The organism is Luteimicrobium xylanilyticum, from assembly GCF_009429125.1.
Lineage (GTDB): Bacteria > Actinomycetota > Actinomycetes > Actinomycetales > Cellulomonadaceae > Luteimicrobium > Luteimicrobium xylanilyticum.
The window spans coordinates 2,727,881-2,751,229 of record NZ_CP045529.1 but is presented as its reverse complement, the minus strand read 5'-3'; the positions used below and the strand labels follow the sequence as shown (position 1 = coordinate 2,751,229).

At 70.9% G+C, this 23,349-nt stretch carries 12 protein-coding genes; 4 read left to right on the top strand and 8 right to left on the bottom strand.

The window, feature by feature from the left end:
- Positions 1 to 11: 11 nt before the first annotated feature.
- A complete protein-coding gene (locus KDY119_RS12215) occupies positions 12 to 1,550 on the bottom strand; it encodes an ABC transporter substrate-binding protein (protein ID WP_036946456.1) in 1,539 nt (512 codons plus the stop codon).
- 113 nt (positions 1,551 to 1,663) lie between these two features.
- On the opposite strand from KDY119_RS12215, the gene KDY119_RS12210 reads away from it, so the two are divergent.
- Complete coding sequence (locus tag KDY119_RS12210) at positions 1,664 to 4,021, top strand: glycoside hydrolase family 3 C-terminal domain-containing protein (protein WP_051136155.1); 2,358 nt, start codon at positions 1,664 to 1,666, stop codon at positions 4,019 to 4,021.
- A 2-nt stretch (positions 4,022 to 4,023) separates the two neighbouring features.
- Complete coding sequence (locus KDY119_RS12205; protein ID WP_051136154.1) at positions 4,024 to 4,683, top strand: TetR/AcrR family transcriptional regulator; 660 nt, start codon at positions 4,024 to 4,026, stop codon at positions 4,681 to 4,683.
- A gap of 3 nt (positions 4,684 to 4,686) precedes the next feature.
- On the opposite strand, the gene glgX is transcribed toward KDY119_RS12205, so the two are convergent.
- From glgX to KDY119_RS12170, 7 genes are all read right to left on the bottom strand, one after another.
- Positions 4,687 to 6,921: a glycogen debranching protein GlgX gene (gene glgX, locus KDY119_RS12200; protein WP_036946453.1), complete on the bottom strand. Its 2,235-nt coding sequence runs from the start codon at positions 6,919 to 6,921 to the stop codon at positions 4,687 to 4,689.
- Between the two features lie 186 nt (positions 6,922 to 7,107).
- Positions 7,108 to 9,081 carry an acetate--CoA ligase gene (gene acs / locus KDY119_RS12195; protein ID WP_036946450.1) on the bottom strand — a complete coding sequence of 658 codons (1,974 nt, stop codon included), beginning with the start codon at positions 9,079 to 9,081 and terminating at the stop codon, positions 7,108 to 7,110.
- Between the two features lie 68 nt (positions 9,082 to 9,149).
- A complete protein-coding gene (locus KDY119_RS12190; RefSeq protein WP_036946447.1) occupies positions 9,150 to 9,782 on the bottom strand; it encodes an acetate uptake transporter in 633 nt (210 codons plus the stop codon).
- A gap of 185 nt (positions 9,783 to 9,967) precedes the next feature.
- Positions 9,968 to 11,497, bottom strand: a complete 1,530-nt coding sequence (locus KDY119_RS12185) for a sodium/solute symporter (RefSeq protein WP_153022368.1) — start codon at positions 11,495 to 11,497, stop codon at positions 9,968 to 9,970.
- Entirely contained in the window at positions 11,494 to 11,892 is a 399-nt protein-coding gene (locus tag KDY119_RS12180) for a DUF485 domain-containing protein (protein WP_153022367.1), read from the bottom strand. The genes KDY119_RS12185 and KDY119_RS12180 overlap by 4 nt, the downstream gene beginning before the upstream one ends.
- Complete coding sequence (locus tag KDY119_RS12175; protein ID WP_153022366.1) at positions 11,889 to 12,659, bottom strand: LytR/AlgR family response regulator transcription factor; 771 nt, start codon at positions 12,657 to 12,659, stop codon at positions 11,889 to 11,891. Before KDY119_RS12175 ends, KDY119_RS12180 begins: the two co-directional genes overlap by 4 nt.
- On the bottom strand, positions 12,656 to 13,783 hold the full coding sequence (locus tag KDY119_RS12170; protein WP_036946438.1) for a sensor histidine kinase: 1,128 nt from the start codon (positions 13,781 to 13,783) through the stop codon (positions 12,656 to 12,658). The genes KDY119_RS12175 and KDY119_RS12170 overlap by 4 nt, the downstream gene beginning before the upstream one ends.
- Positions 13,784 to 14,101: 318 nt before the next feature.
- Between KDY119_RS12170 and KDY119_RS12165 the strand changes: the two genes are divergently transcribed.
- Together KDY119_RS12165 and KDY119_RS12160 are read left to right on the top strand one after the other, a co-directional pair.
- Entirely contained in the window at positions 14,102 to 17,005 is a 2,904-nt protein-coding gene (locus KDY119_RS12165) for a LamG-like jellyroll fold domain-containing protein (RefSeq protein ID WP_153022365.1), read from the top strand.
- A gap of 38 nt (positions 17,006 to 17,043) precedes the next feature.
- Positions 17,044 to 23,349, top strand: coding sequence for an RHS repeat-associated core domain-containing protein (locus tag KDY119_RS12160; protein WP_153022364.1), 6,306 nt, complete (start codon positions 17,044 to 17,046; stop codon positions 23,347 to 23,349).

Sequence of the window (23,349 nt, the reverse complement as noted above, 5' to 3'; positions counted from 1 at the left end):
ACCGGCGAGTCTCAGCTCGCCGGCGTGTAGTCGTAGAGGGAGGGGACGGCCATGCCGGACTGCGTCGTGGCCTTGACGGTCTGGTCCGTCACGAGGGTGTAGGTCATGCGGTAGAAGGGCGCGAACCAGGCCTGGTCGACGACGTGCTCGTTGAGGGCCTTCGCGTCGGCCCCGGCCTGGTCGGCCGGCTCGGCGGCGATCTTCGCGGCGAGCTTGGTGACCGTCGGGTCGGTGTAGCCGAACATGTTGAACGTGCCGGGCAGGATCGCCGCCTGGACGACGGTCCAGGCGTCGGTGGCCTGGCCGAGGTTCATCACCATCCCGGCGTACGCGCGGTCGCGGAAGATCTTCTGCAGTGCGGTCGACCCGTCGAGGCTGTCCCACTTGAGGGTGATCCCGACCTTCTTCAGCTGGGTGCTGAGGGCGCTCGTCATGGCGTCGGTGGTGATGCCCGCGAGCGCCGGGAGGGTGAGCGTGAACCCGTCCGCGTATCCGGCCTCCGCGAGCAGCTGCTTCGCCTTGGCGGGGTCGTAGGGGTAGGCGTCGTCGAGCGACTTCTCGTAGCCGGGGGTGTCGGGGCCCCAGATCTGGCTGGTGACGGTCCCACGGCCCTGGCGCAGCCCGGTGAGGAGCGCGTCCCGGTCGATCGCGTAGTTGATGGCCTGGCGGACCTTGACGTCGCCGAGCGCCTTGTTCAGGGCGCCGGCGCGGTCGAAGAGGATGAGGCCCTGGAAGTCGAACTCGAACTTCTGCGACGTCAGCTTGGTGTCGGACTCGGCTGCGGTCTGCTGGTCGACGGTCTGCAGGATGGCGGTGTTGAGCTGGCCGGTCTTGAGGCCGTTGACGATCGCGTTCTCGTTGTCGAACGAGGAGATGGTGACGGTCTTGTAGGCGGCCTTGTCGCCCCAGTAGTCGGCCTTGCGGGTGAAGACGTACTTGGACCCGATGGCGGTCGAGGCGGTGTCGAGGGTGTAGGGCCCGGTGCCGTCGGGCTGGGTGGCGAGGTCCTTGCTCCCGATCTTGGTGGGGCTGGCGACGAGACCGGCGGCGTCGGAGAGCGAGAAGAGCAGCCCGGGGTCGGGCTGCTTGAGCTCGAGGACGACGTGGTGGGCGTCGACGACCTTGACGGACTTGAGCGCCGAGAGCTCTGTTGCCGAGCCACCGCCGCCGTCGCGGAACGCGATGAGGTTCTTCTTGACGGCCGCGCCGTCGAACGCGGACCCGTCGGTGAACGTGACGCCCTGGCGGAGCGTGAGGCTGAGCGCGGTGCGGGTGTCGTCGTACGACCACTCGGTCGCGAGCATCGGCGCGTAGGTGCCGTCGGCCTTGCGCAGGATCAGCGTGTCGTAGACGGCCTGGTAGTAGGGCATCCCGCTGCCGGTGGCCTGCGTGGGGTCGAGGCTCGCGGCTGCCGTCATGGTGCCGATCGCGAGCGTGTCGCTGTGCTGCGCGGCTGTCCCGGCGGCGCCGCCGCCGGAACCGGAGCATGCCGCCAAGGTTGCTGCCACCCCGGCAGCGACGACCGCGGCGAGGATCCGGGTTGTCTTCATCTGTGCACTCCGTCGTGTGTGGGTACGGGCCCGTGCGTCGGGGCTCGGCGCTGAGCGTAGCGCAGAACTTACCAGGTGGTAGATTCGATGGTCCAGACCCTCGAGGAGGACCAATGACGGACACCCCCGTCGATCTCGCCCGGCGCGCCGCCCTGACGTCCGGAAGCGACACCTGGCACACGACGGCCCTCGCCGGACCGGGCGGTGGCGACGAGGAACGGCAGATCCCCCGGCTCACGCTGAGCGACGGTCCGCACGGGCTACGTCGACAGCCGGAAGGCGGCGACGCGCTCGGGATCGGTGGCTCCGTCCCCGCGACGTGCTTCCCGCCCGCGTGCACGCTCGGGGCCTCGTGGGACCCCTCGCTCGTCGAACGCGTCGGAGCAGCGCTGGGCGAGGAGGCCCGGGCGATGGGGGTCCACGTCGTCCTCGGGCCGGGGCTCAACATCAAGCGGTCGCCGCTCGGTGGCCGCAACTTCGAGTACGTCTCGGAGGACCCCCACCTGACGGGCCGGTTCGGCGCCGCCCTGGTCCGCGGGCTGCAGTCCCGCGGGGTCGCGGCCACGCCCAAGCACTTCGCCGTCAACAACCAGGAGACCGACCGGTGGCGCGCCAGCGCCGACGTCGACGAGCGGACCCTGCGTGAGCTCTACCTTCCCGCGTTCGAGCACGTGGTGCGCGAGGCGCGGCCCTGGGCGCTCATGACGGCCTACAACAAGGTGAACGGCACCTACGCCAGCGAGCACGCGTGGCTGCTGCAGACGGTCCTGCGCGAGGAGTGGGGATTCGACGGTGTCGTGATGTCCGACTGGGGGGCCGTCGCGGACCGGGTCGCGTCGCTGCAGGCCGGGTTGGACCTCGAGATGCCCCCCAGTGGGACAGACGCCGAGGTCGCTGCCGCCGTGCAGGACGGTCGGCTCGACGCGCAGGTGCTCGACCAGGTGGCCGACCGGCTCGCGCGTCTCGCCGAGCGGACCGGCCCCCACCCTGCGCCCGCGACGACGTCAGCCGTCGCCCCCGGGCTCGACGACGCCACCGTCGACGCCCACCACGCGCTCGCCCGCGAGGCGGCGCGGGACTCCGTCGTCCTCCTGCGCAACGACGGCACGCTGCCCGTCGACCCGGACCGGACCCGCACGGTGGCCGTCGTGGGCGAGCTCGCCCGCACGCCGCGCTTCCAAGGGGGCGGCTCGTCCCGTGTCGTGCCCACGCGCACCGACACGCCGCTCGGCGCGCTGTGCACCGCGCTCGACGACGTCGGCGTGGGCACGACCTTCGACCCCGGGTACGTGCTCGGTCCGGAGATGGGGGCGGCCGCCGCCGTCGAGGAGGACGAGCTGCGCGCCGAGGCGGTCGCGGCGGCACGGTCGGCGGACGTCACGATCCTGTTCCTCGGGCTGCCCGACGCCTCCGAGTCCGAGGGGTTCGACCGGACGACGCTCGCGCTCCCGGCCGGCCAGCTCGCGCTCCTCGAGGCGGTCGGGCAGACCGCGACACCGCTCGTCGTCGTCCTGGCCCACGGAGGCGTCGTCGACCTGCGAGCCGTGAACGAGCACGCCGGCGCCATCCTCGACGCAGGACTGGCCGGACAGGCGGGCGGTGCGGCCGTCGCCGACGTCCTCCTGGGCGCCGAGCCGGGCGGCCGGCTCACCGAGACCGTCCCGCACGCGCTGCAGGACACCCCGTCGTACCTCGGGTTCCCCGGTCGGGACGGCCACGTCGCCTACGGGGAGGGCGTGTTCGTCGGCTACCGCGGCTACGACACGGTCGGGCGGGACGTCTCCTACCCGTTCGGGCACGGGCTGTCGTACACGACGTTCGCGTACACGGACCTCGAGCTGCACGACGTCGGCGAGCTCGCCTGGGGTGTCGAGTTCACCGTGACGAACACGGGCCGGCGTGCGGGCAGCGACGTGGCGCAGCTCTACGTCGGCCGCGACACCGGGCCGGGCACGACGTCCCCCGACCGGCCCGTCCACGAGCTCCGAGGCTTCCGCAAGGTGCGTCTCGCGCCGGGGGAGTCGGAGCGGGTCCGCCTCCTGGTGGCCGCGCGTGACCTGGCGACCTGGGACGTCCAGGAGCACCGGTGGCGGGTCGACCCGGGCGAGTACCGGGTGGAGGTGGCGGCCTCCTGCCGCGACGTGCGGCTCGTCGGGACGCTCTCGACGCCCGGTGACGGGCACCGCGTGCGGCTGACCGCGATGTCGACGCTCGGGGAGTGGGCTCGGCGCCCCGTCGGCGCGCGGCTGATGGAACGGTTGCGCGCGGCTGTCCCTGCAGACGCGGCGCGGGAGGCCCCGGAGCTGGTCGCGATGGTCTCGCAGGTCCCGCTCGTCAAGCTGACGGGCTGGGGCTTCGGGCTGACTCGCGAGGCCGTGGACGCCATGGTCGCGCAGGCGGCGCAGGAGCCCGGTCGGGCCGGCGAGCCCCTCGACGCACTAGGCTCGGGCCGATCGAAGGAGCCCGCTTGACCATGCCCTCCAGCACCGCGCCACCGTCGGCCGCGCCGGACCCTTCCGACGACACGGGTGCCAGCACCCGTCGGCGACCCCGGTACACCAAGGGGGCGCGCACCAAGCAGCGCATCGTCGACGGCGCGCTCGAGCTCTTCGCGAGCAGCGGTTTCCACGCGGTGTCCGTCCGCGACATCGCCGCCCACGTCGGTCTCTCGCACGTCGCCGTCCTCCAGCACTTCGACGGGGGCAAGGACGAGCTCCTCATCCAGGTCCTGCGACGGCGCGACGAGCGAGAGGCCGAGCTCCAGGCGACCGAGCGGGCCTCCACGGGCGACGTCGTCGGGTTCGTGCGCCGGCTGCTCGGCCGCGAGGTCGCCCAGCCCGAGCTGGTCTCCCTCTACGTCAAGATGGCGAGCGAGGCCACGTCTGCGGATCATCCGGCGCACGACTATTTCGTGGAGCGCTACCACCAGGTCCGCGCGTCCGCGGCCCACGGGTTCCGGGCGTACCTGGCTCAGCACCCGGAGGTGCCGCCCTTCGACGTCGATCTCGTGGCCCGCCAGGCTATCGCCCTGATCGACGGGATCCAGGTCCAGTGGCTGCTCGAGCCCGAGCGGATCGACATGGTCGAGACGCTCGTCGCGTGGCTCGCGACCCTCGGGATCCGGGACGCCTGAGGGTCAGCCGCGCGGCGCGGCCAGGTACACGACCAACGAGACCCCGTCGAGGATCACGCGTTCGCCGGGCTCCCGCTCGGGGTGCTCGGCCATGGCCCGCGTGCCCTCGCGCGAGCTCCACGCCCGCCGCCACCGGCGGTCGGTGTTCCCGCGCCCGGCGAGCGCGACCTCCATGGGCGAGAGGGCGCCGTTGAGCACGACGAGCACGTGCGAGGACCCGACGACGGGCGTGCGCCGGAGCATCTGGAGCGTGCGCGTCTCGGGGTCGTGCCAGTCGTCGTGCGTGAACGGCTCGCCCGCGGCGTCGTACCACGAGAGGTCGGGCTGGGACGGCGCGTCGCCCGGCAGCGGCGTGCCGCGGTAGAACGCGTCCATGGTGAGCGCGGGGTGCTCGCGCCGCAGCGCGAGCAGGGCGCGCGTCGACTCGAGGAGCTCGCGCTGCCACGGCGCCAGGTCCCAGTCGACCCACGACGTCGGGCCGTCCTGGCAGTAGGCGTTGTTGTTGCCGCCCTGGGTGCGCCCGAACTCGTCCCCGGCGGTGAGCATCGGGGTGCCGGCCGAGAGCAGCAGCGTCGCGAGCAGGTTGCGGACCGACCGCGCGCGCAGCGCCGCGATCCGCGCGGTCCCGGGGTCGCGCGGGTCGCCGACTCCCTCGAACCCGTGGTTCCACGACCGGTTGTGGGGGGAGCCGTCGCGGCCGTCCTCGCCGTTGGCCTCGTTGTGCTTCTCGTCGTAGGTGACCAGGTCGCGCATCGTGAAGCCGTCGTGGGCGGTCACGAAGTTCACGGACGCGACGGGGCCCCGGGCGAGCGGGGGGTCGCCGTGCCCGAACAGGTCCGCGCTCCCGGCGAGCCGTGTCGCGAGGTCGCGGACGCCGTCGTGCCCGGGCCCGGGCTCGCCGCGGTGCAGCCGGGCGACGTCGGCGAGCCAGAACTGGCGTGCCGCGTCGCGGAAGCGGTCGTTCCACTCGGCCAGGGGCGCCGGGAACTGTCCGGTCCGCCAGCCACCGGGCCCGACGTCCCACGGTTCCGCGACGAGCTTGAGGTTGGCGAGCGACGGGTCGGTCTGCAGACCGACGAGGAACGGGTGGTCGGGCTCGAAACCGTCCCACGACCGGCCCAGCGTCACGGCGAGGTCGAACCGGAAGCCGTCCACCCCGACGACGTCCGCCCAGTACCGCAGCGAGTCCAGCGCGAGCTGCACGACGCGCGGCCGCCTGAAGTCGAGCGTGTTCCCGGTGCCCGTCGTGTCGAGGAGCCGGGCCGGGACGTTGCCGTCGTGCAGGTAGTAGCTCGTGTTGTCGAGGCCGCGCCAGGACAGCTGCGGTCCGTCGTCGCCGCCCTCGCACGTGTGGTTGTAGACGACGTCGAGCAGGACCTCGATGCCGGCCTCGTGCAGCGCGTGGACTGCGGTGCGGATCTCGTCGAGGACGGCGTCCGGTCCGGCGTCCCGGGCGGCGCGCGTCGCGTACGACGGCTCGGGCGCGAAGAAGCCGAGCGTGTTGTAGCCCCAGTAGTTCGTGAGGTCGAGGGCGGCGAGGTGCGGCTCGTCGGCCTTGGCGTGCACGGGGAGCAGCTCGACGGCGGTCACGCCGAGCGAGGTGAGGTGCTCGACGACGGCGGGGTGGCCGAGCGCCGCGTACGTGCCGCGCAGCTCGTCGGGCACGTCCGGGTGGAGCATGGTGAGGCCGCGCACGTGGGCCTCGTAGACGACGGTGTCGCGCCACGGCACGTACGGGCGGTTGGCTCTCGGGTCGGGCGTGCGGGCACGCAGCCCCGCGACGTCGACCACCACGGAGTGCGGGACGTGCGGAGCCGAGTCACGGGGGTCGGCGGGTCCGAGCTCGTCCCCGTCGAGCGCGCCGGGACCGTCGCTCGTCGCGACGTAGCCCGCGATCGAGGCGTCCCAGTCCACGGTTCCGACGACGCCGCGCGCATACGGGTCGACGAGCAGCTTGGCGGGGTTGTGGCGCAGCCCGGCGGCGGGGTCCCACGTGCCGTGCACGCGGAAGCCGTAGCGCTGGCCCGGGGCGACGTCGGGGACGTGCGCGTGCCAGACGCCGAAGCTCGGGCCGTCGAGGGGGACGCGGCGCTCGCGCAGCGACCCGTCGCGCGCGGGGTCGATCAGGCACAGGTCGACAGCGGTCGCGTGGGAGGCGAGGACCGCGACGCTGACGCCGTCGGGGGTCACGTGGACGCCGAGCGGTGGCGTCGCGACGTGGCGCGGGGACCGGGGCACGCGTCCAAGTCTGACGACGAGGGTGCCGTGGGACCAAACGGAGGCGGCATCGTGGTCGCCGACGGTGCCGTGGTCGCGTTCGCGGGTGGGTGCGGCGAGGTGACGCCCTTCACCACCTCCCCGCACCCACCCGCTGCGCCGTCGTCCCACCTTCGCCTGGGTCGTCGACCGTCGACCCGTGCGTGCTCAGTCCTCGGTGGACTGGGCCTTGCCGGCCGCGATGAGCTCCATGATCGCCGAGTCGGCGAGCGTGGTGACGTCGCCGACGGCCCGCTGCTCGGCGACGTCGCGCAGCAGGCGCCGCATGATCTTGCCGGACCGGGTCTTGGGCAGCTCGGGGACGATCATGATCTGCCGGGGCTTCGCGATCGGGCCGATCTGCGTGCGGACGTGCGCCGACAGCTCCTGGACGACCTCGGGCCCGCCGTCGCCGGCCTCCTCGCGGAGGATGACGTACGCGACGACGGCCTGGCCGGTCGTCTCGTCGCTCGCCCCGACCACGGCCGCCTCGGCGACCTTGGGGTGCGACACGAGCGCGGACTCGATCTCGGTGGTCGAGAGCCGGTGCCCCGAGACGTTCATGACGTCGTCGACGCGCCCGAGGAGCCAGATGTCGCCGTCCTCGTCCTTCTTCGCGCCGTCGCCCGCGAAGTAGTAGCCCTGCTCCTTGAAGCGCGACCAGTAGGTGTCGACGTAGCGCTCGTCGTCGCCCCAGATGGTCCGCAGCATGGACGGCCACGGCCGGGTGAGCACCAGGTACCCGCCGGACCCGTTCGGGACGGGCGTCCCGGCGTCGTCGACGACGTCCGCCCCGATCCCCGGGAGGGCGGTCATCGCGCTCCCGGGCTTGCCGGACGTCACGCCGGGCAGCGGGCTGATGAGGATCGCGCCCGTCTCGGTCTGCCACCAGGTGTCGACGACGGGGACCTTGCCGCCGCCGATGACGTCGCGGTACCAGACGTACGCCTCGGGGTTGATGGGCTCGCCAACCGAGCCGAGGAGCCGGATCGAGGACAGGTCGCTGCGGTCGGGGATCTCGCGGCCCTGCTTCATGAACGAGCGGATCGCGGTGGGCGCGGTGTAGAAGATGGAGACCTTCTTCTCGGCGATGATCTGCCACCACCGCCCGCGCTCGGGGAAGTCGGGGGTGCCCTCGTACATGACCTGCGTGACGCCGTTCGCGAGCGGCCCGTAGACGATGTACGAGTGCCCGGTGATCCAGCCGATGTCGGCGCTGCACCAGTAGACGTCCGTGTCGGCCTTGAGGTCGAAGACCGCCCAGTGCGTCCACGAGGCCTGCGTCAGGTAGCCGCCCGTGGTGTGCAGGATGCCCTTGGGCCTGCCCGTGGTCCCCGACGTGTACATGACGAAGAGCGGGTGCTCGGCGTCGAACGCCTGGGGCGTGTGCGTGGCGGACGCCGTGTCCACGGTCTCGTGCCACCACACGTCACGCTCGTGCCAGGCCACGTCCTGTCCGGTGCGGCGCACCACCAGGACGTGGGGCACCTCGTGGCCGGCGCGGGCCGCGATCTCGACGGCGTCGTCGACGGCGGGCTTGAGCGACGACGGCGCCCCGCGACGGTAGCCGCCGTCCGCGGTGATGACGAGCTTGGCCTCGCAGTCCTCGATGCGGCTCGCGAGCGCCTCGGCGGAGAACCCGCCGAAGACGACCGTGTGGATCGCCCCGATACGTGCGCACGCGAGCATCGCGACGACGGCCTCGGGGATCATCGGCAGGTAGATCGCGACCCGGTCGCCGTCTCCGACGCCGAGCGCGAGGAGGGTGTTCGCGGCGCGGGACACCTCGTCCTTGAGGTCCGCGTAGGTGAGGTCGCGGGTGTCGTCCGCGGGTTCGCCGACCCAGTGGAGCGCGACCCGGTCGCCGAGGCCGTTCTCGACGTGCCGGTCGACGCAGTTGTAGGCGGCGTTGAGGGTGCCGCCGAGGAACCACTTCGCGAACGGCGGCTGGTCCCAGTCGAGGACGCGGTCCCACCGGCGCTCCCAGGTGAGGCGCTCGGCGGCGCGCTCCCAGAAGCCCTCGGGGTCGGCGGCTGCCTCGGCGTAGGCGTCGGCGGTCACGTTGGCGTGCGCTGCGAGCTCGGGCGGCGGCGCGAAGCGGCGGTTCTCGTGGAGCAGGTTGGAGAGGGTCTCGTCAGTCACGGTGGTGCACTCCCGTCCGGGGTGGGGGCCGGCGCCGTCCCCCCTGCACGGCGCCGGCCGGAGGTGGGTCAGCGGGCGCCGGTCGGCAGGACGGGACGCTTGTTCGTGAAGCTCAGGACCCCGGCGAACGACGCGTACCAGGCTGCGAGGGCGGTCGCGACGCCGAACCAGCCGCCCGCCTTCGCGAGTCCCGACGTGTCGGTCAGGTCGGCGAGCGCGAGCAGCAGGAACGTGATGGTCAGCAGGCCGAAGACGACGATCAGTGCGCCGTTCGTGCGCAGCGACGCGACGAACATGTACGCGGTGAAGATCGCCCACGCGAGCAGGAACAGCCCGACGCCGTGGCCGGCGTCCTTGGCGTCCACGCCCGAGAGGTCGGTGTGCCCGGTGAGGTACCAGAACGCGAGCCAGAAGGCCCCGTAGGACGTGAACGCGGTCGCGCCGAACGTGTTGCCCTTCGCGAACTCCCACATGCCGGCGAGCATCTGGGCGATGCCGCCGTAGGCGAGGGCGAGGCCGAAGACGACGGGCTCGGCCTTGAACAGCCCGGCGTTGGTCATCGACAGGACGAACGTGGTGAGGGCGAACGCGGCGAGCCCCAGGGGGGCGGGGTCGGCGAACGCGGCGGCGCCGCGCGGGGCGGCTTCCTCGGGTGCGGCGGGGGCGACGTGGGATGCGCGCGTCGGTTCGGCGGCAGTCATGGACACTCCTCCTTGAGCGTGGGCCTCGGCTTCGAGGCGCCACCGACGCTAGTGACCCGGGCCGGTGGTCCGGTACGGCCCTCGCCGTCGGATCGGTGAGCGGTCCGCCCGCTGCGACGGGCGTCGTCGGGCGTGCGACGAGCGGCGGATCTGCTGCGACGAACGACGGGTCCGACGACGGCGCGTCAGTCCTCGGCGCCGCGCGCGCGGAAGCCTTCGCGGTCGAGGGCGACGGACTCGGGCGTGTGGAGGCGGACCATGATGCGGGCGACGTGCGCGGGCGGGGCGCCGCGGGTGAGCCGCGAGACGACGACCATGGTCGCGAACGCGGCGGGCACGGTGAGCAGGGCGGGCTGCGCCACGACGACGCCGAGCCCGCCGTGCGGGACCGCCCCCGTGGTGACGGTCAGGACGGCCGCGGTCGACAGCACCCCGCCGACCACCATGCCGGCGACGGCGCCGGGCGAGGTCAGCCCGCGCCACCAGATGCCGAGCAGCAGCAGCGGGCACAGCGTCGACGCGGCGACGGCGAAGGCGAGCTCGACGGCCTGGGCGACGGCGAGGCCGCCGGTCAGCAGGGTGAGCGCGAGCGCGCCCGCGGCGACGAGCACGCCGGCGACCTGGAACGCGGGGACGGCCGGGAGGCGTCGCCCGATGACGTCCTGCCCGACGACGCCCGCGATGGACAGCACGAGCCCGGACGACGTCGACAGGAACGCCGCGAACGCCCCGGCCGCGAGGACGGCCACGAGCACGTCCCCGAGGGTGGAGCCGACGACGTGCCCGGGCAGCGTGAGGATCGCGGCGTCGGCGGCGCCCGTGCCCGGGACCGGGGTGTCCGGCAGGTAGGCGCGCGCCAGCACCCCGTAGACGGGCGGCAGCACGTAGAAGACGCTGAGCAGCGCGAGCACGACGACGGTCGTGCGGCGGGCCGCACGCCCGTCGCGGTTCGTGTAGAACCGGACGGCGACGTGGGGGAGCCCCATGGTGCCGAGGAACAGCGCGACGACGAGCGAGTACGTGACGTAGAGGCCCTGCCCGCCGTGCACGGGCTCGAGCCAGCGCGGGTCCCGCAGGCGTTCGAGGACGACCCCTCCGCCGCCCGTCCGGTGCACGAGCAGGAACGCGAGCGGCAGGCACAGCGCCGCGAGCTTGAGCCAGTACTGCAGCGCCTGCGCGAGCGTGATGCTGCGCATCCCGCCCACCGTCACGTTGACGAGCACGACGGCCGCGACGACGACCGCCCCGACCCACGTGGGGGCGCCGGTGAGGATGCGGAGGGTCAGCCCGGCCTCGCGGAACTGCGGCACGAGGTAGAGGAGCGCCACGACGACCACCATGGTGCTCGCCGCGCCGCGGGCCGCCGTCGTGCCGAGCCGCAGCTCCGCGAAGTCGGGCAGCGTGTAGGCGCGCGACCGGCGCAGGGGTGCCGCGACGAACAGCAGCAGGAGCAGGTACCCGGCGGTCCAGCCGACGGGGTACCAGAGGCTCGTCGCCCCGCGCGACAGGACGAGCCCCGCGATCCCGAGGAACGACGCCGCGGACAGGTACTCGCCGCTCACGGCCGCCGCGTTGGTCGCGGGGGAGACGGCGCGCGACGCGACGTAGTACTCGCTCGGGGTCCGGGCGCGGCGCAGGCTGAGGGCGCCCGCGCCGAGCGTCAGCGCGACGACGAGCACGACCGCGACGACGGTCGCGAGCGCGCGCGTGCTCACGGGCGACCTCCCGGGTCCCGGCGCGTGTCGAGCAGCCGGACGAACGCGCGCTCGTTGCGCTCCGCGCGTCGGACGTACCAGGCGGCGAGGGCGATCAGGACGGGGTAGCACCCGGCGCCCAGGACGAGCCACTGGAGCGTGACGCCGAGCAGGTGGATGTCGCCGAGCGCGGGCGCCACGACGAAGACGACCGGCAGCAGGCCGACCGTGACCGCCAGCACCCCGCACACGACGAGCGCGAGCCGGAGCTGCGCGCGCACGAGCGAGCGCACGTACACCTCGCCGACCTGGGTCTGGGCGTCGATCTCGGAGGTGATGGTGGTGCGGCGTCGCCGACGGGTGGGCGGCGCCGTGACGGTCACCCGGGCGACGCGGCGGGGCGGCTCGGCGCTCACGCGGTCGGCCGCCGGGTCCGGCGCAGGGCCTCGCGCAGCGCCGGCGTGTGCCGGCGGCTCACGGGCAGCTCGCGCCCACCGACGACGACGGACACGCGGCCCGCGGACTCGCGCACCTCCTCGACGTGCGCGAGGGAGACGAGCACCGAGCGGTGCACGCGGACGAACCCCGCCGGTCCCCAGCGTTCCTCGAGCCCGGTGACCGTCATCCGGACCAGGTGGCTCCCGTCGCCGGTGTGCAGGCGGCTGTAGTCGCCGTGCGCCTCGACGTAGCGCACCTGGGACCGGGCGACGAGCCGGGTGACGCCACCGAGCTCGACGGCGATCGCGTCGTCGAGCGGGGCGGGCGGGTCGGGCGCGGACTCCGCGCGGGGTGGCGGGCTGCTCAGGGCGGCGCTGCGCTCGGCCTGGATCCGCCGGATCGCCTCGCCGAGCCGGGACTCGCGCACGGGCTTGAGCAGGTAGTCGACGGCGGACAGGTCGAACGCGGTCACGGCGTGCTCGGCGTGCGCGGTGACGAACGTGACCGCGGGCGGGTCGCGGAACCGGGCGAGAGTCGCGGCGAGGTCGAGCCCGTCGAACCCGGGCATCGCGACGTCGAGGAACACGGCGTCGACGTCGGCGTCCCGCAGGACGCGCAGCGCGTCCGGGACGGACCCGGCCGCGAGGACCGGCCCGACGCGCGGGTCCCGGCTCAGCAGGTAGGCGAGCTCGTCGCGGGCGGGGGCCTCGTCGTCGACGACGAGCACGCGCAGCGGGGCGGTCATACGGCGACCCCCGGGGCGACGCCGGGCGCGAACTTCGGGATCCGGACGCTGACCTTGGTGCCCGCACCGGGCGCCGTCTCGACGACGAGCCCGTACTCGTCCCCGAAGACCGAGCGGAGCCGCTCGTCGACGTTGTGCAGGCCGAGCGAGTCCAGGGTCGCGTCCCCGGCGAGGATGCGGCGGATCCGTTCGGGGTCCTCGCCGACGCCGTCGTCCTCGACCGTGATGACGGCCTCCCGGTCCAGGTCGCGGGCGCGGACGGTCACGGACCCGCCCGCGGGCTTGGGCGCGAGCCCGTGCCGGACGGCGTTCTCCACGAGCGGCTGCAGGCACAGGACCGGCAGGGACACGGGCAGCACCTCGGGCGCGATCCGCACGTCCACGCCGATCCGGCCCCCGAACCGGGCCTGCTCGAGCACCAGGTAGCGCTGCACCGACGCGAGCTCCTCCTCGAGCGTCGTGAAGTCCCCGAGGTGGCGCAGCGAGTAGCGCGTGAAGTCCGCGAAGTCGAGGAGCAGCTCGCGGGCGCGGTCCGGGTCGGTGCGCACGAACGACGCGATCGCTGTGAGCGCGTTGCACACGAAGTGCGGCGAGATCTGGGCGCGCAGCGCCCGCAGCTCGGCCTCGACGAGCCGCGACCGCGACAGCTCGAGCTCGCCCCGCTCGAGCTGGGTCGAGACCCAGTCGGCGAGCTCCGTGGTCGCGCGCACCAGGGCGGCCTGCGCGTCGGGCGCGTACACCTGGAGGGTCCCGACGACGACGTCGTCGACCGTGAGCGGGGAGACCACGACGTGCCGGACCGGGCACGGTGCGTCGCACGCGAGCTCCCGGTGCCCGACGACGTCCGTGCGCCCGTGCGCTGCCCCCGCCACGGCGAGGGCTTGGGCGTCCGCGCGGTGGGTCGCGTCGCCGTCCCAGGCGAGCAGGTTCGTCGTGTCGGTGAGCGCGACGGCGTGCGCGCCGACCAGGGTGCGCAGGTGCCGGACCGAGTTCTCCGCGGACGCGGGCGTCAGCCCGTCGCGGAACGCCGCGGCCATGAGCGAGGCGGTGTGCAGCGTCTCGAACGTGGCACGGTCGGCGTCGCTGCCGAGGTGCTGCGCGCGCAGCCATGACCGCCGTGTCATGCGCGCCAGAATAGTCACCCCTCGAGGCCGTTCCGCGAGCCGTCGGATCGACAGGTACTTGTCAGCCGTGAATATCGGGCATATGTTGTCGCTCGCCATCGGTTGCCTGTGAGTGTCATGGGGACAGATGCATGGCTCGTCCGAGGGGGACGTGCAAGGTTGCGACTGCTGTTTCATAGAGCAGTAGTCCTGGAAGATAGAGGACGAGCCATGTCGTTGCGAAGGTCGAGCGCGCCCATTTCTGGTTCCGTCAAAGCAGGCGTCGGAACAATAGTCGGCTCAGGCCGCGGCCTGCGGGGCGGCGTCGCAACTCTGCTTGTGATCGGCTTGCTGCCCCTCTCAGTTGGCTCCGCGGCCGCAGACGAGTCTTCCTCGATCCCGTGCACCGGGCAGGCGGAGCAGGCCGCCGACGCGGTCGCGCAGGCGGCGTCGTGCTCGTCGCCGGTGGAGCTGATGAGTGCCGACACGGCGTACCAGACGGTGCACGTGAACCCTGACGGCACCACGACGTACGACATGGGCTCGGAGCCCGTGCGGACCAAGGTGTCGGGGGCCTGGAAGCCGATCGATCGTTCGCTCGTCGGTGGGACCGGCGGCATCGAGGTCGCCTCGCCGATCGCGCCGATGACGTTCTCGGACGGCACTGCAGGCCAGCCGCTCGCAACGATCGCGACCGGTGGCCATGAGCTGAGCATGGACGTCCCGTTCGACCTGCCGGCACCGGAGATCTCGGGTTCGCAGCTGACCTACGACGACGTGCTTCCGGGCGTCGATCTGATCGTCACCGTGGACGACGACACGGCCGGGTTCGGTGAGGTGCTGCGGGTCGATTCGCCGCAGGCGGCGGCGAATCCCGCGCTGGCGGAGCTGGAGTTCCCGCTCGCGACGAGCGGCGACTTGGATGTGGTGGGTGCGGGCGGGGGGTTCGAGGCGCGCGACTCTGCTGGCGAGGCGGTGTTCACCGCGCCGCAGCCGCAGATGTGGGATTCGTCGGCGGACGGCGTGATCGCGCAGGCGAACGCCGAGGCGGTTCTGGCCGCGCCGTTCAGCTTGACCGGAGAGGAGAGCGCCACTCCGGTCGTTGAGACGCCCTCTGCCGCCGACGTGCTGGGCGAGGACGCACTGGCGAACCGTACGGTCGCTCCGGTCGAGGGTGACCATGTCGCGCAGATGAAAACCACGGTCACGGACCAGGACGTCACGGTCGCGCCGGACGACGGGATGCTGACGGACTCGGGCACGACGTGGCCGGTGTTCATCGACCCGAAGGTCAAGTCCAAGACGCCGGCGGAGTGGGTGATGATCGACTCCGGTGCACCTGACTACACGTACTACAAGTTCTCCCCGGACCAGGGGATGGGGCTGTGCGACTACGCGGTCACGACGGCCTGCAATAAGACACGCAAGGAGCGGGTGATCTGGGAGTTCGATGATCTGGACTGGCTGGGCGACCTGGCAGGGGCGGATGTTACGAAGGCGACGTTCAAGGCGTTCGGTACGCATTCGTGGGACTGCACCCCGCGGGGCGTGACGGCGTACGTGTCGAAGAACATCTCGACGGGGACGACGTGGAACTCCAACGCGAGCTTGTGGGGTACCGGGGACTATGTTGCGCAGCAGCAGATCACGGTGGCGCACAAGTCGGCGTGCCCGGACTCGCCGACGCGGTTCGTGTCGTGGGATATCACGAAGGCGGCGAAGTGGGCTGCGGACACGAACAAGAAGTCGTTCGCGATCGGGTTGAAGGCGCATACCGAGGCGAGCATGCAGCAGGGTTGGAAGCGGTATCGCAAGGACGCGAGCATCTCGATCACGATCGAGCGTGCGCCCTACGCTCCAACCGCGCTCAAGTTTCCTGACGTGCCTTCGGCACCTTGTACAACGACCGACTCGGCGCGCCCGGTGTTTCGGGGCGATACGCCGACCGTCAGTGCTCAGCTGAACGATCCTGATGACAACGACAGCGCGTCGCAGGACCAGCTGAAGGGCCACTACGCGATCTACACGGTGAGCGGGTCGACGAAGGTGTGGTCCTACGACATGACGTCGTTCCACAACGCGCGGGTCGACATCCCGGTCAAGGTCTCGGCTGGAAAGCTCAAGGATGGTGTGGCGTACTACTTCGACGCCTATGCCACGGACAGCGCGGGCAAGAAGGGCCCAGTCTCGGGCAAGTGTGAGTTCTATATCGAGACGTCGCCCCCCTCGGTCGCGCCTGGCGTGACGGTGGTCTCGGGTCCGTATCGCAACTCGACGACGCCGAGCGGGGCGGTGGGCACGCCTGGGACGTTCACGTTCACCAACGGTGGGGCGAACGACATCGTGTCCTACAAGTACAACTTCGACGACGACGCGATGACGAAGCCCGCCAACCCCGGCGCGAACGTGTCGTTCACACCGACCAAGCCCGGGAAGCACACGTTGTACGTGGAGTCGATCGATCGCGCGGGCTGGGCGAGCAGCAAGCACACCGAGTTCGTCTTCTATGTGCGGGTGACCGGCGTCGAGTCGGAGTGGCGCATGACGGAGGGCACCGGCTCGACGGTCGCGGATGCCCAGCATCCGGGTGATGTGACGCGCAGGTTGAATTTGACGGCTGCTACCTGGGTGGACGGCCCGATCGGTGACCTCGACGGCGATGGTTTCGCCGACTCCAGTGCGATCCACTTCGATGGCGTCGCGGGGCACTACGCGCAGTCGGCCTCGGAGCCGCTCGCAACGGACCAGAGCTTCTCGGTCTCGGCCATGGTCGAGCTTGACGCCGCAACGCGGAACGCGACTGCTGTCAGCGTCGACGGATCGCATGCGAGCGCGTTCCAGCTTGCTCACCGATCGGGGGCTGAGTGTGCGGGTGCGCCGGTCAACGGGTGCTGGAGCTTCCTAATGAACAGCGCGGACGTTGCGCGTCCGACGACGACTTTCGTGACAGCCCCGGACGAAGTGGTGACGGGGCAGTGGACGCAGCTGACTGGTGTCTACGACGCCACGGCGAAGACCGCCACGTTGTACGTCTGCACACCAGGAACACCTGACAATCCGGTCGCCCACACAGCGAGCTTCACGACGCCATGGATGGCGTTCGGGAACTTCCAGGTCGGCCGCGGGCGGTACAACGACGCAGCGACCGATGCCTGGCCGGGCGCTATCGGGGCGATCCACGTCTATGAGGGGATCGAGTCGACGACGCAGATCCACGACACCTGCCTGGGGGCCGGCGCATGAGGATGAAGGGACAGCTGTTCCGGAGGGCGAAGCGTGCCGTGGCTGCCTCGGCGACTCGCCGGGGGAGCGGCGTGGTCGCGGGTGCGGTGGCCGCGGCGCTCGTCGCGACGGTCTGCGTCGTACCGGCGGCGAGCGCGCACGACGAGTCTGACCGGACGACGTGGACCGATGCCCAGCGCCGCGAGCACGGGCACGAGCTCGAGAAGACGGTGCCCGATGTCAAGCCCCTTCGTTCCGAGGCGGTGGCCGGGGGCGCGGTCGATGCGGAGGAACCGCTCGCGTCGGCGGGACGGCCGAGCGTGCGCTGGCCCAGCGCCGCTCACACGGTGGCGCGTGTCGGGCCGAAGGGTTCGGCGACGTGGAGGGGTGTGCCCGGCGGGTTGCCGGTGAGCGTGGCCGCGCGCGGCCAGACCGCGCGCGCTACTACGAGCGACTCCGCAACGGCCGTCGACGTCGTTGTCGCGGATCGCGACGCCGCGGCAAGGGCTGGCGTCGAGGGTGTCGTGCTGGACCTGCGGGCGACCGATGTCGATGCATCGGAAAAGGTCGACCTATCGGTCGACTACTCGGACTTTGCTGGTGCGTACGGGGGTGACTGGGCTTCGCGGCTTCGGCTCGTCCGTCTGCCGGACTGTGCATTGACGACACCGGACAAGGCGGCCTGTCGTACCCAGACCCCAGTGTCGGACTCGACCAACGACGCAGCGAGCCAGACCGTAACCGCGACGGTCGCGACGGCGTCGATGGGTGTGATGGCCCTGGCGGCCACGGCGTCGGGTTCGTCAGGCGACTGGTCGGCCACGCCCTTGTCGGCTTCGGCGGCGTGGCAGGTCAGCAATCAGACCGGTGACTTCACCTGGTCCTACCCCTTGTCGGTTCCGGCGACCCAGGGTGGGCCGTCGCCCGACTTGGCGATCTCCTACGACTCGGGTTCGGTGGACGGCAAGGTCGCGACGACGAACAACCAGACGTCCTGGATCGGTGACGGCTGGGACATGGATGCCGGCTACGTGGAACGCAAGTACGCCTCGTGCGCGGACGATTCGACGAGCTCGGGGGCGAACAACGCGGGGCACAAGACCGGTGACCTGTGCTGGAGGACGGACAACGCGACGCTGGTGTTCGGTGGCAAGGCGGTCGAGCTCGTTCAGGACGGGACGAGCGACGTCTGGCACCCGAAGGACGATGACGGGACGCTCGTCAGGCACCTGACGGGCGCGGCCAACGGCGACGATGACCACGAGTACTGGGAGGTCATCACCACCGACGGCACGCAGTACTTCTTCGGGGAAGACCAGCGGCCCACTGACAGTGCGGCACTGAACTCGGCTTGGACTGTTCCGGTGTACGGGAACAACGCGGGTGAGCCGTGCCACGCGACCGCGTTCGCTGACTCGTGGTGCCAGCAGGCGTGGCGGTGGAACCTGGACTACGTCGTGGACACCGCAGGTAACACGATGACGTACAAGTACGCCAAGGAGACGAACCACTACGGCCGGAACCTGAACGAGGCGGTCTCGTCCTACGTTCGGGGCGGGTATCTGACGGGCATCGACTACGGCCAGCGCAAGGGCTCGGAGACTGCTGCCGCGGCACCGCAGCACGTGGCGTTCACGGTTGCGGAGAGGTGCGTTGCTTCCGACTGCTCGTCGTTGACGTCGAGCACGGCTTCGTCGTGGCCCGATGTGCCGTTCGACCTGATCTGCTCCTCGTCGGCGACGTGCCCGACGCAGACCTCGCCGTCGTTCTTCACGCGTAAGCGGCTGACGACGGTGACGACGCAGGTGTACTCGGGCGGCGCGTACAAGGATGTGGACTCCTGGGCGTTGACCCAGTCGTTCCCGGACCCGGGCGACGGGTCCAACGCCGTCCTGTGGCTCGCGAAGATCGTGCACACGGGCAAGTCCAACGGATCGGTTGCCCTACCTGCCGTGACGTTCTCGGGGACGCAGATGCCGAACCGCGTCGACGACACCGGTGACTACGGCCCGCAGATGTACCGGTATCGCGTCAGCGGTGTCACGACCGAGGCCGGCGGGACAGTGACCGTCAACTATTCGGCACCTGACTGCACCACGAGTGATCATCCGTCGACCTCGGCGGAAGGGCAGGACTCGAACACGCGGATGTGCTACCCGGTCGTGTGGGACCCGGAGGGGTCAGGCGGGCCGCGGGTGGAGTACTTCCACAAGTACGTCGTGACCGCACTCATCCAGTACGGCGGTGACGCGACGTCGCTCCCGGTGGAGACCGACTACGACTACGTCGGGTCGCCCGCGTGGCACTACGACGACAACGAGCTGGTCCCCGTGGCGCAACGGACCTGGTCGGAGTTCCGGGGCTACGGCACGGTCGACGTGGTGACCGGGTCGACGGGCACTGCGAACCGCGAGAAGGTCCGTTACCGCTACTTCCGCGGGATGGACGGCGACCACCAGGCCGACGGCACCAGCAGGTCGGCACAGGTCGATGGCATCGACGATGCGGACCGGTACAACGGGTTCCTTCGCGAGCAGATCACGTACAACGGGTCGGCCGTCGTCTCGGACACCTTCAACACCCCGTGGCGGTCGGCGGCGACCTCGACTGCGCCCGACGGCACCAAGTCGTACCTGCTCGGAGTCGGCACCACCGAGACGCACACGACCGCGCCGGCCCTGTCGGGCGGTGAGCGGGTCACCAAGACCGTCACCACGTACGACTCGACGTACGGCACGCCACTGACGGTGGATGACATCGGTGACGTGTCCACGACCTCGGACGACCGGTGCACGACCAACGAATACGCCCGCAACACGTCCGCGAACATCGTCACGACGATCAAGCGGTCCTACACGCTGGGGGTCCGGTGTGCGAACGTGGACACGGCGACCTACCCCGGCGACGTGATCTCCGACACCCGGACCGTCTACGACGGCGGCGCGTACGGGGCGACCCCGACCAAGGGCCTGGTCACCTCGACGCAGGAGGCGTCGTCCTACTCCGGATCGACCGGTTCGTACGTGACCACCTCGACGACGACCTACGACGCGGACGGGCGACCGACCTCGACGACCGACGCGCTCGGCCGCAAGACGACCACCGCCTACACGCCCGCCACGGGTGGGCCGGTGACCCAAACGAAGGTCACTTCACCGGACCCGGACGGGACCGGGGCGCTGACGGCCCAGACCACGACAACGGTCCTGGATCCGCTGCGCGGTGTGCCGACGAAGTCGACGGACCCGGCGGGCAAGGTCACCACGGCCACCTACGACGGCCTCGGCCGGATCACCGCCGTGTGGAAGCCCGGGCGCGCGACGACGGCGAGCGCGTCGGTCAAGTACGCCTACAAGGTCGGCTCGGCCCACAACGCGGTCACGACGAGCACGCTGAACCAGGACGGTTCGACGTACCTGAGCTCGGTCACGATCTCGGACGGCCTGCTGCGCGAACGCCAGACCCAGGCGCCGGGAGCGAACCGGGACACGGGCGGGCGGCTCGTGACGGACAAGTTCTACGACTCACGTGGCCTGCTGGTCAAGGCGAACAACGCGTGGCCGACGACCGGTTCGCCGTCCGCGACAGTGGTGACCACGCCCGACTCGATTCCGTCCCGCGACCTGTACACCTACGACGGCGCCGGTCGGCAGACCGCGGACGTGTTCCAGGACGACGAGGTCGACCGGTGGAAGACGACCACTTCCTACGGCGGTGACCGCACGACGGTCACCCCGCCGTCCGGGGGCACGCCGACCACGACAGTGACCGACGCCCGGGGCAGCACCACCAAGGAGATCGAGTACACCGCCGGTTCGACCGCGGGGGCGTCGCAGACGACGACGTACTCCTACGATCACGGCGGCCGGCTGGTCTCGATGAAGGACCCGGCCGGGAACACGTGGAGCTATACCTACGACGTGCGGGGCCGGCAGGTCACGGCGAAGGACCCGGACAAGGGCACCACGACTACGACGTACGACAACGCCGGGCAGGTCACCTCGACCAAGGACGCCCGCGGCAAGACCCTCTGGTACGTCTACGACGCTCTCGGCCGCAAGACCGCCGAGCGCGACACCTCGGCAACCGGAGCGGTTCTGGCGAAGTGGACCTACGACACCCTCGCCAAGGGCCAGCTGACGAGCTCGACGAGCTATGTCGGGTCGAACGCGTACACGACGGCGGTGACGGGCTATGACAACGCGTACCAGCCGCTGGGTCAGTCGGTGACGTTGCCGGCGTCGGAAAGCAAGCTTGCCGGGACGTACACGACCAAGTACGCGTACGCGCTCGACGAGCAGCTGCAGTCGGTCTCGTTGCCCGCAGGCGGCGGCCTGGGTGCGGAGAAGGTGACGACCTACTACGACAAGCTGAACCGCCCAGAGTGGATGGGTGGCCCCTACGGCTGGGGTGCGTACGTGGCCGAGGACACGTACTCCAGCTACGGCGAGATCCTGTCGATGGACCTGTCGAACTCGTACGTGGACCAGCTCACGTACACCTACGACCAGGCCTCACGCCGGATGACGTCGCAGGCGTTGTGGCTCGAGAACGCGACAGGGGAGGTCCTGCACACCACGTACGGGTACGACGACGCGGGGAACGTGACGTCGGTGTCGGACAAGCCGACTGTCGCGGGCTCCAAGGCGGATACCCAGTGCTTCACGTATGACGGGTTGCGCAGGTTGACGCAGGTGTGGACGCCGTCGTCGAACTCGTGCACCGGCGCGCCGTCGGTGTTGGGTTTGGGTGGGGCTGCCCCGTATTGGTCGTCGTGGGGCTATGACCAGGTGGGGAACCGGACGTCGCAGACGACGCACGCTTCGGGTGGTGACACGGTCGCTGCGTACACGTATCCGGGGGCGGGGTCGGCTCGTCCGCACGCGGTGACGGGTATCAACACGACGGGGCCGTCGGGGACGACGACGTCGTCGTCGTTCGGGTATGACGCGGCGGGGAACATGTCCTCGCGTGCGATGGCGGGTAGTACGGCGCAGACGTTGACGTGGGATACGCGCGGTGAGTTGTCGGACGTGAAGGCCGGGGCGACCAGTCAGGACGCGTCGGTGTATGACGCGGACGGGAACCGGTTGGTCCGCCGGCAGGGCACGAGCGTGACGGCGTATCTGCCTGGTGGTGAAGAGCTCACGTTGAACACCTCGACGCAGGCCCTCAGTGCGAAGCGGTACTACAGCTTTGCGGGGCAGACGGTCGCGGTGCGTACGGGGACGGGTCTGGCGGGTGTGTCGACGTTGGTGTCGGATCCGCAGGGGACGGCGCTGTTGTCGATCGCGAACTCGACGAACAGGGTGACGCGCCGGTATACCGATCCGTTCGGGAACGCGCGGGGCGCGAACCCGACCTGGCCTGGTGACCACGCGATGTTGGACAAGGTGTTGGACGCTTCGGGGCTCACGCAGGTGGGCGCCCGGTTCTTGGACACCGCCACGGGCCGGTTCGTGTCGGTGGACCCGGTGCTGGACACGTCCAACCCGCAGCAGTGGAACGCGTACGCGTATGCGGGGAACAACCCGGTCACGTTCTCCGACCCGTCGGGGCTGTTCATCCCGAAGATGCATCCGGACGGGATGAACGACGCCCAGTGGGCTCAGGCATCCGCGGGCGGGACCCCGACCGGGCTCCCGGTCCAGTCGTCGTCGGTCTCGAACTACTACCACTCGGGCAAGACGGTAGCGCCCCCTGTGAAGGCTCCCGTCGCGAAGAAGCAACACTGGTACAACACGGTGGGCAACTGGGTGCACGACGCAACCGCGGACGTGGTGAACGCGGCGGCGTCGTTCGGGAACGCGATGATCAACCACCCCTGGGCGGGGACGGGGTTCATCGCTGGTGTGGGCACGATGTTCGAGGGCGGCGGGACGATCCTCGGCGGGGGGCTCGCGTGTCTCACCGGTGTCGGGTGCGTGGTCGGCGGCCCTGCGATCGCGCTTGGCTTCGCCGAGGTGGCTGGTGGTGGCGCGTTGACGAGCGCGTCGTTGCAGACGCTGCTGCCCGCAGCTTCGGGCGAGGACCGCGTCGAAGTCATGCAGCGAAGCAGCGACGGAGGCAAATCGGCTGGCACGTCTAGTTCTGGTGGGAGCAGCGGCGTTCCAGGTGCGAAGTCAGGATGGGTTCGGCGTGGTGCCGACAACGGTAAGGGCGACGTGTGGCAGGCTCCGAACGCTAGCGGAAACGCCGATATGATGAGGGTGATGAATCCGACCGATCGATACCCGAACGGATATGTCAGGTTCTACAATGGGCACGGGCAGCCGATCGGCTTGAACGGAAAGCCTGGGCCAAATTCTGCGACGCATATTCCGCGAAACCCGGACGGAACCTATCCAGTCCCGGAGGGTTGGTAA